This is a genomic window from Streptomyces californicus, assembly GCF_000717645.1.
Taxonomy (GTDB): Bacteria; Actinomycetota; Actinomycetes; order Streptomycetales; family Streptomycetaceae; genus Streptomyces; species Streptomyces californicus.
In genome coordinates this window covers 1-13,275 of sequence record NZ_JNZZ01000053.1, presented here as the reverse complement: position 1 = coordinate 13,275, position 13,275 = coordinate 1, and the positions used below count along the sequence as shown (strand labels likewise).

Below are 13,275 nucleotides of genomic sequence, written 5' to 3'. Positions count from 1 at the left end.
GCCCGGGAGGGACGGGGGGCGGGAGGCGCGGGAGGCGCTGGCCCGGAGGGGCGGGGGTGGGAGGCGCGCGCCCGGGAGGGACGGAGCCCGGAGGCGCGGAGCCGGGAGGGACGGAGCCCGGAGGCGCGGAGCCGGGCAGGATGCGCCGGGCACCTCCTACGGGCTCCCCCGGCGCTCCTCCGTCCAGCCGTGCAGGGCCGTGTCCGCCAGGACGCGGGACACCGCCCGCCGGACCGCCGGCGCGTCCGTCACCCCGGCCAGCTCGACCCGCAGCACCACCCGGTCCTGGCCCGCCTCCACCTGGCAGGCCCAGTCCCCGGGGAGGAGCCCCAGCAGCCGTACGACGGTGGTCCAGCCGGTGGGGGCGGCGCGGTCGCGGCGTACGACGACGACGTCGGTCACCGCGGGCACGGCCCTGCCGGAGGTCACGAGTCCGTCCCCCGGCCCTCGGCGGACCGGGGGGCCAGCACCTGCCGGGCCGCCGCCGCCAGGGCCGCGATCCCGACGGGCAGGGCGGCCCTGACGTCGGGGGCGAAGCCGGGGGCGTGGTTGGGCGGCACGGGGTCTCCTCCGGCGCGGGCGGTCCGCCAGGGGCCCGGCCCGGTGGTGCCGAGCATCCAGTACGCCACCGGGACCCCGCCCGCCGCGAAGTGCGGGAAGTCCTCGGTGGCCGATGAGCCGGAGAGGTCCAGCACCCGGCCGGGGCCCAGCAGTCGCTCGTGGGCCCCGCGCACGCGGGCGGTCAGCTCCGGGTCGGGGACCAGCGCGGGCGAGCGGGCGGTGACGGTGAACCCGGGCGCGCGCGGGGCCCCGGAGGCGGCGGCCTCGGCCCGGACGACCCGTTCGGCGGCGGTGGTCAGCCGGTCGAGCGCGTCCTGTGTGAACGCGCGGACGGTGAGGGAGAGTTCGGCGTGGTCCGGGGTGACGTTGCCGCGCTCGCCCGCCCGTACGGAGCCCACGGTGAGCACCGCCTGTTCGGCGGGGGCGGTCGCTTCGGCCGCCACGGTCCGCAGGCGCAGCACGGTGGCGGCGGCCATCAGGACCGGGTCGACGTTGAGGTGCGGGGTGGCCGCGTGACCGCCCCGGCCGTGCAGGACCGCCTCGACGGCGACGCTCCCCGCCATCAGGGGCGGCCCGCCGGCCGGCGCGTGGGCGAGGGTCCCGGCGGGGAGCGGGGCGGCGTGCTGCGCGAGGACCGCGTCCGGGACGCCGAACCGCTCGTACAGGCGGCCCTCCTCCAGCAGGGACCGGGCCCCGTTCAGGGTCTCCTCCTCCGGCTGGCCGACGACGAGGAGCGTGCCGCGCCAGGTGTCCCGGGAGGCGGCGAGGAGCGCGACCGCCCCGGTGACGGCGGCGATGTGCAGATCGTGGCCGCAGGCGTGCATGACCCCGGGGACGGTGCTGGCGTACGCGAGTCCGGTCGCCTCGGTCACCGGCAGGGCGTCCAGTTCGGTGCGCAGCAGCACAACCGGCCCCGGGCCGTTGTCCAGCACCCCGACGATCCCGTGGCCGCCGCCCACGGAACGGGTGACCGTGCACCCCAGCTCGGTGAGCCGGGCGGCGAGGCGGCCGGCGGTGCGGCGCTCGTGGCCGGAGAGTTCGGGGTGGGCGTGCAGGTCGAGGTACAGCTCGACGGCGGAGCGGAGGACGGGGCGCGGCAGGGGGTCGTCCGCGCGGGTCGCGTGCGGCGGGGCCGCGTCCGCCTGGTCCGCGTACGCCGGGGGTACGTCCGGCCGGTCCGCGTACGCCGGGGGTACGTCCGGCCGGTCCGCGTGCGCCGGGGAAGCGTCCGGTCGGTCCGCGTGCGCCGGGGAGCCGTCCGCCCGCCTCGGTGCTGCGCCCCCCGTGTGCCCGTCGTCGTCCGCGTTCCGCGTCGCTCTCGCCGCTGTGACCACCACGCACCTCATCTCTGCTCGACGAGCCTGCTCCGTACGGCTGTCACCCGCCGCTCCGCCCCTCTGCCACCGGGTGTCAGCGAGGTGACAGCGAGAGAGCGGCGGATCTGACAGCGGCCGCCCCTGCAATGGGTCCAGCACCCGGGCGACGGGCCGGAACCGCCGGCCGGACCCCCACGAGACCAGGGAGATCACCATGGCCCCCAAGACCGAACTCGCCACCCTCGCCGACGAGATCCTGGAGCTGGAGTCGGAGACCTTCGAGATCTCGGACTACTCCGACGCGTCGGAGGTCGTCCTCGCCGGCTCGACGTCCTGCTCCTCGACGTCGACCTGCTCCAGCACCACCAGCACCACCTCCTGCAGCGCCTGACACCGCTGCCCGGTCCGCCCGTGCGCCGGTCCCCTCCGCAGCCCGGAGGAGGCCGGCGCACGCGCGGTCCTGGCCCCGTCGCGGAAACGGGCGCGGGCCCGGGCACGGAAACGGGCGCGGGCCCGGTCACGGGAAGGGGTGCGGGGCGGCCTTGATCTCCGCCTCCGGGAGGTCGTCGGGCCGCCGGCCGGCCGTCCGCAACGCGGTCCGCATCCGGGGCATGCGCGGGGCCCGCTGCCTGCTCCAGCCGAAATCCAGCGGCAGCAGTCCGGGGACGAGGGCGGAGACGGTGTGCAGGCCCATGCGGTGCTGCTCCGGGGTCGTCTGGTCGACGGCGATGACGTCGTACCCCGCCGCGGTCAGCCGGTCGCGCAGGAAGCGCAGATCGTCCAGCAGGTCGCCCGTGCGGGGGCGCAGCGGCTGCCAGTCGGCGAACACCTCGTCCAGCGGGAGCACGGCGGCCGGCTCCAGGTAGGTCGCGGCGTGCCGGGTCATGGACGGCAGCCCGTAGAGCTGGGCGTGGTCCTTGAGGTGCAGGACCTTGGTGAAGTCCCGTTCCATCGCCTCCAGTTCGGATCGGAGTTCGGCGACCTGGTAGGGCAGGTGCGGGATGTAGGTGAGGACTTCGGACAGGGCCGACTCCACGGTCTCCACCGGGTCGAATCCGGCCGCCGCGCTGAAGGAAAGGGTGCCGGGGCCGCCGTCCCGGCGGACCGCGAGGGCGGTGACGACGGGGACCGCCAGGTCCATGCGCGTGTCGAAGGCGTGCACGTCGTAGCCGTGCAGGGCGGCCCGGTCGAGCATCGAGCGGACGGCGGGGGTGGTGGCCGTGGTGAGGTCGATCGCGGTGAGGCGGGCCCGGCCGTACCAGGCGAGGAGGAAGGCGTCCCGCTCGACTAGTTCGAGCAGGCCGAAGAGGATGGCTTCCTCCGGACTCCCGCCCGTGGCGCAGCCGTTGGAGCACTCGAAGACGAAGTTGTCGGCGTCGACGCCCGCGCTGTAGTGGGCGAGCCGGGCCGGGACCAGGACCGGGGCGTCGTCGCGCAGGGAGTGGGCCCAGACCCAGGGGATCGGCCGGTCGGGGTCGAACGGGCTGAGCAGGGGGTCGGTGGCGTACGTCTCGGGGGCGTAGAAGCCGCAGTCGGCCGGGTTCAGGGCCTGGCCCGCGAGGTTGGCGTAGCTGTCGACGACCGGGGTGGTGCCGCGCCGCCGGTGGGTGCCCGCGTACCGCTCCAGGCCCTCCAGGTGGGCGAGGGTGCGGCTGGTGGCGTACCGGTTGGCCTGGCCGCTCCAGGTGACGTCGTTGAGGCCCGCGTAACCGCGGACGAAGTGGGACCCGGCGGCCGGGGCGGTGGTGGTGGAGGCGGGGTTGATCCGGACGTCGGAGCCGAGCGCGCCGCAGACCGGGTTGGCGAGGGCGGCGGTCGGCAGCGGGAAGGAGTCCGCGGTGCGGAGCCGGTAGACGCCGGGGGCCGGTTTGGGGGCGGGGCCGAGCACCATCCGGGCGGCCTCCGCCGTGTCCGGGACCTCCTGGACGCAGGCGGGGCAGAGCGGTTCGGGCAGCAGCGGGAAGGTGGCCGTGGCAAGGGTGACCAGGTCGACCCGGGTGACCTGGGGCAGGGCGCGGTCGGCGGGAGTGGCGGCCGGCTCGGGGTCGGACGCGGGGGTGCCCGGCGCCCGATCCCCATCCCGGTCCCTGCCCCGGTCCCGGCCCCTGCCTCGGTCCCGGGCGTCGGCCGCCGTTCCGGGGCGGTCCGGCCCCGCGCCCGGCAGCGCCGGGTACGCGGTGCGGTCCGGCTCTGCGCCCAGCACCGCCGGGTAAACGGTACGGGCCGGCCCCGCGCCCAGCACCGCGCGGTACGCGGCCCACACCGCGTCCACCGCGTACTCCGTGAGCACCGGCCAGTGCACCGCCCCCTGCGGTGCGTGGCCCAGCTCCAGGGCTTCCCGCTCGGACCGGCTGCGCAGCCGCTGCCAGCGCATCGCGAGGCACTGGCCGCAGGCGGTGGCGTCCGGCCCGCCGCCCCAGGGCCCGATCAGCACGGCCCGGGAGGTCAGCTGCACGTTGGCGGCGGGCCGGGTGGGGGCGTACGGGTCCGGGCGGCCGAAGCCGAGGACGTCGGCGGCCCCGAGCGGGACGGCGTGCGGGGCGGGCAGGCCGCCGGGTTCCCGGGAGTGGCGGTCGGTCAGCGCGGACTGGAGCCGGGCGCGGGCCGCGTCCAGGGGGGTCGATGCGGTGGCCGTCGTCATGACTTGTCGCTCCAGCGGAAGGTCTTCAGCGCCACCGCGCCGAGGACGAGGGCGAATCCGGTGAGGACGGCGCAGGCGATGCCGATGTCCCGCAGGGGGCCGCCGCCGGTCAGCGCGCCGGAGACCCCGTCGTTGAGGTAGCGCAGCGGGAGGACCCGGGAGAGGGTCTGCATCCAGCCGGGCATGGCGTCCAGCGGGAAGAACGAGCCGGACAGGAACGCCATGGGGATCATCAGGCAGTTGGCGACGGCGGCGACCGCTTCCGGGGTCCTCGCGTAGCTGCCGACGATGACGCCGAGGGCGAGGAACGCGGTGATGCCGAGGACCAGCACCGGAACGACGAGCGGCCAGCGGCCGTCCACCTGGAGCCCGAAGGACGGGAGCATGGCCACGGCGACGAAGAGTGCCGCCTGGACGGCTCCGATGCCGAGGGCCAGGACGTAGCGCGAGGCGAGGACGGCGGAGACGGGGGTGGGCGTCATCCGGATCAGCCGGAGGATGTCGTCGCGCCGCCACTGCATGAGGACGAACCCGACGCCGAACACGGCGGCGTTCCCGACGCCCCAGGACAGCACGCCCGGCGCGATGTAGTTGATGTAGGGCTTGCCGCTCTCCTCGACGGTCTGGCCGTGGAAGATCAGCCCGAACACCACCAGGAAGATCAGCGGGAAGGCGAAGGTGAAGAAGAGGGTGGTGCGGTCGCGGGTGTAGGCCCGGTATCCGGCCTGGCTCAGCGCGGTGTAGGCGCTCATCGGGGGGGTCTCCGTATCGCTGGATCACTGCACGGTGCGGGTGGGGCGGGGCGGGGCGGAACGGTCACGGCGGGGCTTGCCGGCCACGGCGGGGCGGGCTTGAGAGCCACGGCGGGGCACGGCGCGGGGGTCACGGCTGCGAGCTGCCGGTGCCGGTACCGGTGCCGGTGCCGGTCAGCTCCAGGTACACGTCCTCCAGGCTCGCCGTCCTGGTCTGTACGCCCTGGAGGCCCGCGATCGCGTCGACGGCGGCCAGCACCCGGCCCGCCTCGGTCGTCTCCAGGACGAGGGAGCCGCCCTCCTCGGTGACCCGGTCGACGCCCTCGACGGCGCGGGCCCGTTCGGGCGTGAGGCGGTCGGCCGGGACCAGCAGCCGGGTGGTCGGGCCGGCGGCGGCGATCAGCCGGGCGGGGCTGTCGAGTGCGACGACCTTGCCCGCGACCATGATCGCGACCCGGTCGCAGAGCGCCTCGGCCTCGTCCAGGTGGTGGGTGGTGTAGACGATGGTGCGGCCCTGGCCCTTGAGGTCGCGCAGGACCTGCCAGAGGGAGCGGCGGGCCTGCGGGTCGAGGGCGGCGGTCGGTTCGTCCAGGAAGATCAGTTCGGGGTCGTGGACCAGGGCGGAGGCGATGGCGAGGCGCTGGCGCTGGCCGCCGGAGAGGTCGTCGACCCGGGTGCCGCCCTGCTCGGTGAGGCCGACGGTGGCCAGGGCGCGTTCGGCGGCGGCCGCGTCGCACCGGTAGAGGGCGGCCATGGTGGCCAGGTGTTCGCGGGCGGTCAGCCGGACGAAGAAGGCCGATGTCTGGGTCTGCACGCCGATCCGGGGCAGCAGGGCGGTGTCGCGCGGCCAGGGGCTCGCCCCCAGGACCGCCACCGTGCCGGAGTCGGCCCGGCGCTGGCCCTCCATGATCTCCACGAGCGTCGTCTTGCCCGCGCCGTTGGGCCCGAGGAGCCCGAAGAACTCCCCGCGTTCGACGGTCAGCGACACCCCGTCGACGGCGCGGGTCGCGCCGTAGGTCTTGTGGACCTCCGTCAGGGCGAGGGCGGGACCGGCGGACGGCTGCGCCGGGGGGTCCTGCGGGGTGCGGGGGGCGGTGGACGTCATGGAACTCTCCTTGAGGGGGAACAGCGGGCCCGGGGCGGGCCCTTCAGGCCGTCAGCAGGTGGTGGACGCCCGCGACGGCCGCCGCGAGGGCGCAGGCGAGCACGAGCGCCGTGGCCCCCGCGTAGGCCGGGTAGGCGATACGGGCGCGGCGCGGGTAACCGGCCGCTTCCGGGGAGCGGCGCAGGGCGAGCCGCAGGTAGACGCCGGTCGAGGCGGCGAGGCCGGTGGCCCCGGCGAGTTGGGAGGCGATCCGGTAGCCGTCGAGCGGCGGCAGCGGTACGAGCATCACGAGGGCCTGGACGCTGCCGAGGAGCAGCAGGGCGGCGAACGCCTCGTGCGTCGCGTCGTCCAGCGGCGCGAACAGCCACAGCGCGCAGAACGGAAGCAGGAAGATCAGGTTCATCACCGCGCCGGCGGCGGCGGTGGCGATGCGGTGCCGCCGGGTGCCGAAGTAGAGGTAGTCGTCGACCGTGCAGTACATGATGACGGCGGGGAGCCGCCACCGCAGCCCGATCTCGGAAACCCGCCCGCCGTGGTGCCGGGCCACGACGCCGTGCGCCAGTTCGTGGAGGGCGGTGCTCACCCAGAGCAGGACGGCGGTGCCGGTCAGGAGGACGGGGTTCGCAAGCAATCCCCGTACGGCGAGCAGGAGTTCACCGGCACGTACGAGGACCACCGCCTCCATCGCGAGAGTCAGCGCCAGCAGCGGCGCCAGCACGGCGGGGGCGAGGAGGAAGCCGACGGCGCGGTGGAGGCGGGCGGTGGTGGCGTCGGCGTCGGCCACCAGCGGGAGGGAGCCGCGCAGGAGCGTGCGCTTCTCCGGCACGGGCGGGGCGGGCGCCGGGGGCACGGAGGCGGTGGCACGCCCGGAGGCGGCGGCTCCGGGCGGTACGGCGGCCGGAGACCCCGGGCCGGCGGCCGAGGACCCCATCGAGGCGGCGGCTCCGGGTGGTACGGCGGCCGGAGCCCCGGGAGAGCCGATGGCTCCGGGCGGTGGGGCGGTCGAGGGCCCGGGAGAGGCGTCGGCCCCGGCCGCCAGCAGGCCCTTCGCCCCCAGCAGCCCCAGGAGCCGCTTCCAGTGGGCGTCGCCCAGCCGCCGCCCGTACTCCTCCGCGTACTCCTCGCCGATCTCCGCGAGGCTCCGCTCGCCGTCCATGCGGGCGATGAGGAAGTGCTCCTTGGGCCCGACCTTGAAGGAGCTTCCGGTCTCGGCGTCCTTGATCAGGTGGACCGTGGCGGCCCCGTCCAGCAGCGGGTCGCTGAGCAGGACGCGGGGCCGCAGCGCGGGGCGGTAGGCGGCGAGCGCCCCGGGGGCCGCGCTCACGGGGACTCCTTGAGGACCCGGCCCAGGACGTGGCTGAGGTACGCCTCGTCGCGGATGGTGACGTGCAGCCGGTTGTTGGTCATGTGCATGTACGGGGAGAGCAGCAGCGGCAGCGCGGCGGCGGGGTCGGTGACCCGCTCGTCCCGCTCACCGTCCCAGGACCGGAAAACCAGATCGCCGTCCTCGGCCAACCTCTCTGCCCGGTCACGCAGTTCGGCGCAGTGCTCGGCCCAGCCCGCCAGCGACCCGGGCAGCGACCGGGCCCGGCCGGGCGGGGCGGTGGCGGCCCTGACCCGGGCGAACCGGTCCCGCAACCCGTCCGCCGTACGGGCGTAGTTGGTGTCGTACTCGGCGGAACCGATGAACCCCGTGCCGGGGAACGCCCGGTGCCAGAACGTGTAGTAGTCGTCGAGGTACTGGGTCAGCTCCGCCCGGTCCGGCAGGAAGGTGGACGCCATCACCATCATGAACTGGGCCGCCGTGCCCAGCAGTACGGTCCGCAGGTGGAGGTTCTTGGTGGCGAGGGCGTCGATCACCAGGTCGCTGGAGTGGCGGAAGTGCCACTCGGCCAGCTCGATCCCGGCGGGGCCGCCGTACTTCCCGAACTCCGGTTCGTAGCGCTCGCGGTGGCGGGAGTTGTTGGGGCGCAGGTTCATCCGGCCCCGGTCGTCGGTGTAGTGGCCGCGCTCGCCGCCGGGGAACTCGATCTCGAAGAGGGTGTTGTAGAAGTCGTTGAGGAAGCCGGAGTCCACCTCGTACAGGGCGGGCCGCTCGGCCAGGAACGCGTCCACGGCCTCCTCGGTGCGGCGGGCCACCTCGGGCTCGGCGGCGGGCGAGGACGGTTTCAGCCGCAACCGTACGTGGGGGCCCTCCAGCCAGTAGTTGATGAAGAAGTAGCCGGCGAGCAGCCCGTCCGCCTCCAGCCCGGCGACCAGCGGGCGGACGCAGGTGAGCAGGAAGGGGCGGGGGTTGGCCGCGTAGAAGACATGGGTGGCCTGCCAGGATCCGGCGGCGGACGCGGCCGGTGCGGCTGCGGGGGTGGCGGGGGTTGCGGGGACGCGGGATGTCATGGGGCGTTCCTCCTGCGGACGGGTGCGGCCGTCTCCACGGCCAGTTCGGCGACGTGGCGGCGGTCGCCGCAGACGGTGGGCAGCGCGTCCTCGTCCGGCAGCATCTCCCGGAACACCACGCGGGCCTCGGGGGACTTGACCAGCGCCTCGAAGGCGGACAGGGAGAGCGGGCTGTCGAAGTCGAGGTACTGCGGTTTGGCCCCGGTCGCGCCCCGGGACCCGGTGTCCGACACGGTCGCGAAGACCCGGTCGGGCAGGCCGTGGGCGCGCCGGAAGGCGTGCCAGTCCAGGAACCAGCCGTCCTCGGGCGCCCCCGGCCGGTGCGGCGGCAGGACGGTGGCCGGGGCGCTCCAGCTCCGCCGGCTCAGCACCAGCGAGCCGTGCCGCACCCGGGGCCGCCCGGTGACCCCGCCGCGCGGCTCGGCCTCGGGGACGCCCGCCCACACGTTGAGCGGGGCCATCGAGGTCGGCGAGAGGAGGAGCAGGGTGCGGGGCAGCTCGGGGAGGGCGAGCGGGACGAGGTAGCCGAGGTAGACGGGGATGACCTCGCGGTCCAGGCGGACCGAGCGCAGGGCGAGCCGGTCGGCCCCGGGGTCGTGCACGAGGTACAGGTCGTCCAGGTCGATCCTGAACTCCGGCTCCAGCGTGCCGCGTTCGCCGGGGCAGACGATCTCGTACGGGGTGAGCCGGCCGTGCAGGTTGAGGTTGCTGGTGACCGGGCCTCCGGTGACCTCGGCGAGGACCGCCCCCTCGGGCACGGACTCCCCGGCGCCCGCGAGGAGCCGTTCGCCGAGGCCGTCGAAGAGCTGGGTGAACCGGCTGAACGGGAACGACACCCCGCCGTAGGACCGGTTGAGCACCACGAGGGGGTCTCCGGGCCGGTCGGCGATCTGGACGTGGTGGCTCATCGGGGCGAAGTCGGCGGGCGGTACGTCGAGTTCGCCGGCGACCGCGTCCAGGAAGGCGTCGTCGATCCGCACTTCGGCGGCCTCGGCCCCCGCCGCCTCCCACAGCCCGGTCATCCGGGCGGTGAAGGCGCGCCGCGCGGCATCCAGCGCGCGGAGCCGTTCCAGCCCGAGCCAGTTGACCTCGGGCACGTACGTCCCGTCGGCGTCGTACGGGGTGCGGGAGGCGGTGAACGTCATGTACTGGTCGAAGAAGTCCTCGTGGAAGTCGTGGACCAGCTTCAGCAGGTCGTCGCAGCGCCCGCCGCGCCCGTAGCGCGCCAGGAAGAAGCCCTGGAAGGTGATCCGCTGCGGGAGGGTGAGGTCGAAGGCGGGCAGCACCCGCTCCACGGCGGCCAGCGGCGCGGCGGCCAACTCCCGCCAGGCGTCGGGGTCCAGGGTGAGATCCGCCTCCGGGCCCCGGTCCGGGTCGGGGTCGGGGCCGGGCGGCGCCTGCGTCCCGCCGGGCGCCGGGGACGCGCCCGCCGCCGCGTCCTCGTACAGCAGCGTCTGCGGGACCCTGGCGTGCTCGGCCCCCAGCTCCTCCTCCTGGATCGCCCGCAGCCCCGCCCGTACGGCCGCCAGCAGGGCCCGCCGCTCGTCGGGCGGGGCGTCGGCGAAGCGGGCGGCGTGGGCGGCGGGCTCCTCCAGCCGGCCCGCGAGCCGGTCGGCCCACGACCGGTCGAGGCCGCGCAGCGCGGCCTGGAACGCGCGCAGCGGGTCGGTGTCGTGGACCTCGGTCCGCAGACACGGCACCTGGACCATGCCGACTTCCAGGAGCGCCCCGAGGTACTGCTCGCACTCCTCGCGCGCGGCCCCGCGGTCCCGCTCCAGCCAGGCGGCCACCTCGCCGTACCGGACGGCTCCGCGCTCCTCGAAGAGGCCGAGCAGCCGTTCCAGGGTGCCGCTGCGACGCAGGAAGAACAGGCGGTCCTTCACCGCGTCGAAGGTGACGGCCGCGTCCTCGTCGCCGGTGGTGACCCAGCGCCGGACGTACCGCACGCGGTCGTCGTCGCGGCCCCAGCCGGAGGCGGGGGCGAGCGGCAGATCGGCCCGGCGGGCCGGATCGGCGAGCACCGCGTCGGCCAGCCGCCCCAGCGCCACGACGTTGAGCCGGACCTGCGTCCGCCACTCCTCGCCGACGTGGACGCGCAGCCCGTCCGAGCCGCCGAAGACGCCGGGGGCGACGCCGGTGAAGGTGGAGAACGGGCTGGTCTTGCATGCGGTCCGGTAGACGTAGGAGAGCAGCGACCGTTCGATCTTGCGCTGTTTGCGGTCCGGCCGCGCCCCGGGGCGGGACGCCTTCTCCCGGTAGGCGTCGAGCTGCCCGTCGAGGGTCGGCGAGGCGAGCAGCAGCCCCTTGCGCAGGCGTTCGTGTCCGGCGATCCGGGCCAGCTCGGTGCGGCTGCGGACGGTCTCGTCGGCCAGCAGGGCGGCCCCGGCGCACCGCAGTCCGTCCAGGGCGCGCCGGCCGGTCAGCCAGTCGGCGAGGGTGCGGGCGGCGGCCGGGTCGAGGGCGCGGACGCGGGCGATGGCGTTCTCGGCGGCGGAGGGGCTGGGCAGCCGGTTGTTGAAGACGTCGCGGCGCAGCGCCAGCAGGGCGCGGCGCGACGGCTCGTCGTCGCTGCCGCCGATCAGCCCGTGCAGGTGGTCCCCGGCCTTCCCGGCGAGCAGCGCGAGCTGTTCCGTGGCGTCGAGGACGTCGTCGGCCCAGCGGCGGCTGCCGGGGCAGCGCAGGGCCCGGACTGCGTCGGCCGGGAGCCCGGCCACGCGCAGCATGAACGCGGGCGCCGGGCGGTTCCCGGTCGCGGAGGGAGTGCCGGGGCGGGCGGCGGAGAGGGGGCCGGGGCGGGCGTCGGAGGGGGTGGTGGTCATCGTCGGCCCCCGTCAGGCGATCTCGTAGCGGAAGTCGGCGGGGGCGGGGCGTTCGTTGCCGATCATCATGATCAACAGGGGGGCCTCGCCGGTCTCTTCGAGGCCCAGTTCCTCGATGTAGGAGATGTTGTCGAAGCCGAGGGCCACTCCGCAGCCGAGGCCCACGGCCGCCGCAGCCGTGTAGACGGACTGGGCGACGGCCCCGATCGTGGCGTTGACCAGCCGGTATCCCCGGTCGCCCACCGCGTCCAGGACGGCGGTGGTGCGGACGGTCGGCACGAGGACGGCCCCCGCCTGCTCCAGGTTGTAGTTGGCGAGGAAGTAGTTCTTCTGGAGGAACTCCCCCGGCCGCCCCTCCTTCACCCGCCGCAGGGTGCGCCGTTCGGGGTCGTAGGCGTACGAGCCGGGCTCGACGCCCTCGACGTGGTTGACGAAGGCGTACAGCCGCGCCAGCCGTACGTCACCGGTGTCGCCGCCGATCCGCGATCCGGCCGACGCGGCGGCCAGGCAGGCGGCCAACTGGTCAGCGACGACCGGCTTCTGCGCGTCGAAGCGGCCGAAACTGCTGCGGCGGGCGCGGAGCGCGGTGCGCACGTCGGCGTCCAGCGGCCGGGGCGGCGGCAGGGCGGCCTCCGGCAGCCGCTCGTCGGCGGGGTGCGCGGCGGCCGGGGCCAGGGCGTCGGGGGCGGGCCGGGCGGCGGCCCCGGCCGAGGTGGCCGCCTGCATTTTGAGCAGCGCGTCGAAGGTGAGGACGGTCCGCGACCGCTCGACGTCGGAGCGCCGCACGGACACGGCGGAGGCGGCTCCCTCGCCTCGCGTCGAACGCGGGCGCGCACCAGCCCACTTGAGGGGGACCACGGCGAAGATCCCCTCCCGTGCCGGGTCGACGCCCAGCAGCTCGGCCAGTCGCTCCTCGTCGAACCAGAGGGCCGGTTCGACGGCCAGACCGCGGGCCGCCGCCCACATCCGCCAGGTCTGCACGCAGGCCCCGAGGTCCATGGAGACGGCGTGGAAGGAGAAGCTGTTGTACTTGAACGAGTTCTGCCAGTACTTGATGCCGAGGACCAGGTACTGATCGGTCCCGGCGCCCGGCGCGCCCTCCCCCAGCGCGTCGCGCACCCGGCCGGAGACGTCGCCCGTGAGCAGCCGCTGCATGGTGTGGTGCCGGGTGGAGTAGTAGTGCACCCCGGGCGGTACGGGGGCGCTCGGCCCGGACACCCAGTGGATGCTGACCGGGTAGAGCCCGCCGCCCGACGCGGTGCCGCGCGACCAGTTGGCCAGCGGGTAGTGGGGCAGCGCGTTGAGGTCCGTGTTGGCCTGGACCCCGAGCCGGCGGCCGGTCAGACCGTAGGAGTCGCGGAGCATGCCGGAGAGCGTGACGAGGTCGAACGCGCCCTGGGGGTCGCCCGCTTCGCAGCGCAGCCCCCGGTCGAGCGTCGCCTCCGCCGGGTAGGGGGCGTCGGGCAGCGGGAAGCCGTCGGCGCCGGGGTGGTACTTCGCCTTGCGGGGGCCGTCCTGCCAGTTCGGTACGTAGTCGGCGGGTTCCATCGGGATCCGGCCGCGATGCATGATCGCGGCGGCGTAGTCATGGGCGTATCCCATGGGGGCTCCTTGGTCGCGGCGGGAGGGGCGGACTCCCGGGAGAAGGCTCGGGGCGGAGACGGGGGCCGGGGGCGGGGGCAGGGAG

10 protein-coding genes are annotated in these 13,275 nt (G+C 75.4%); 1 reads left to right on the top strand and 9 read right to left on the bottom strand.

Annotated features, from left to right (window positions below; all coding sequences use genetic code 11):
• Positions 1-156 precede the first annotated feature (156 nt).
• Both IF19_RS0133825 and IF19_RS0133820 read right to left on the bottom strand, forming a co-directional pair.
• Positions 157-429: a hypothetical protein gene (locus IF19_RS0133825; RefSeq protein WP_030115461.1), complete on the bottom strand. Its 273-nt coding sequence runs from the start codon at positions 427-429 to the stop codon at positions 157-159.
• The gene (locus IF19_RS0133820; protein WP_030278097.1) at positions 426-1,661 is read right to left on the bottom strand and encodes an amidohydrolase; all 1,236 of its coding nucleotides are present in this window, start codon (positions 1,659-1,661) and stop codon (positions 426-428) included. Before IF19_RS0133820 ends, IF19_RS0133825 begins: the two co-directional genes overlap by 4 nt.
• Positions 1,662-2,091: 430 nt before the next feature.
• On the opposite strand from IF19_RS0133820, the gene IF19_RS0133815 reads away from it, so the two are divergent.
• Positions 2,092-2,268 (top strand): thiazolylpeptide-type bacteriocin, encoded by a 177-nt coding sequence (locus IF19_RS0133815; RefSeq protein WP_003968635.1) that lies wholly within the window; start codon positions 2,092-2,094, stop codon positions 2,266-2,268.
• 126 nt (positions 2,269-2,394) lie between these two features.
• On the opposite strand, the gene IF19_RS0133810 is transcribed toward IF19_RS0133815, so the two are convergent.
• From IF19_RS0133810 to IF19_RS0133780, 7 genes are all read right to left on the bottom strand, one after another.
• Positions 2,395-4,518 carry a TOMM precursor leader peptide-binding protein gene (locus tag IF19_RS0133810; RefSeq protein WP_030278096.1) on the bottom strand — a complete coding sequence of 708 codons (2,124 nt, stop codon included), beginning with the start codon at positions 4,516-4,518 and terminating at the stop codon, positions 2,395-2,397.
• Entirely contained in the window at positions 4,515-5,270 is a 756-nt protein-coding gene (locus IF19_RS0133805; protein ID WP_030115466.1) for an ABC transporter permease, read from the bottom strand. The genes IF19_RS0133810 and IF19_RS0133805 overlap by 4 nt, the downstream gene beginning before the upstream one ends.
• A gap of 130 nt (positions 5,271-5,400) precedes the next feature.
• The gene (locus IF19_RS0133800; protein WP_032748862.1) at positions 5,401-6,375 is read right to left on the bottom strand and encodes an ABC transporter ATP-binding protein; all 975 of its coding nucleotides are present in this window, start codon (positions 6,373-6,375) and stop codon (positions 5,401-5,403) included.
• 43 nt (positions 6,376-6,418) lie between these two features.
• A complete protein-coding gene (locus IF19_RS0133795; protein WP_030278095.1) occupies positions 6,419-7,699 on the bottom strand; it encodes a metalloprotease in 1,281 nt (426 codons plus the stop codon).
• Entirely contained in the window at positions 7,696-8,769 is a 1,074-nt protein-coding gene (locus tag IF19_RS0133790) for a lantibiotic dehydratase C-terminal domain-containing protein (protein ID WP_030115470.1), read from the bottom strand. Before IF19_RS0133790 ends, IF19_RS0133795 begins: the two co-directional genes overlap by 4 nt.
• Entirely contained in the window at positions 8,766-11,588 is a 2,823-nt protein-coding gene (locus tag IF19_RS0133785; protein ID WP_078581062.1) for a lantibiotic dehydratase, read from the bottom strand. Before IF19_RS0133785 ends, IF19_RS0133790 begins: the two co-directional genes overlap by 4 nt.
• 12 nt (positions 11,589-11,600) lie before the next feature.
• On the bottom strand, positions 11,601-13,190 hold the full coding sequence (locus tag IF19_RS0133780) for a nitroreductase family protein (protein ID WP_030278093.1): 1,590 nt from the start codon (positions 13,188-13,190) through the stop codon (positions 11,601-11,603).
• Positions 13,191-13,275 lie beyond the last annotated feature (85 nt).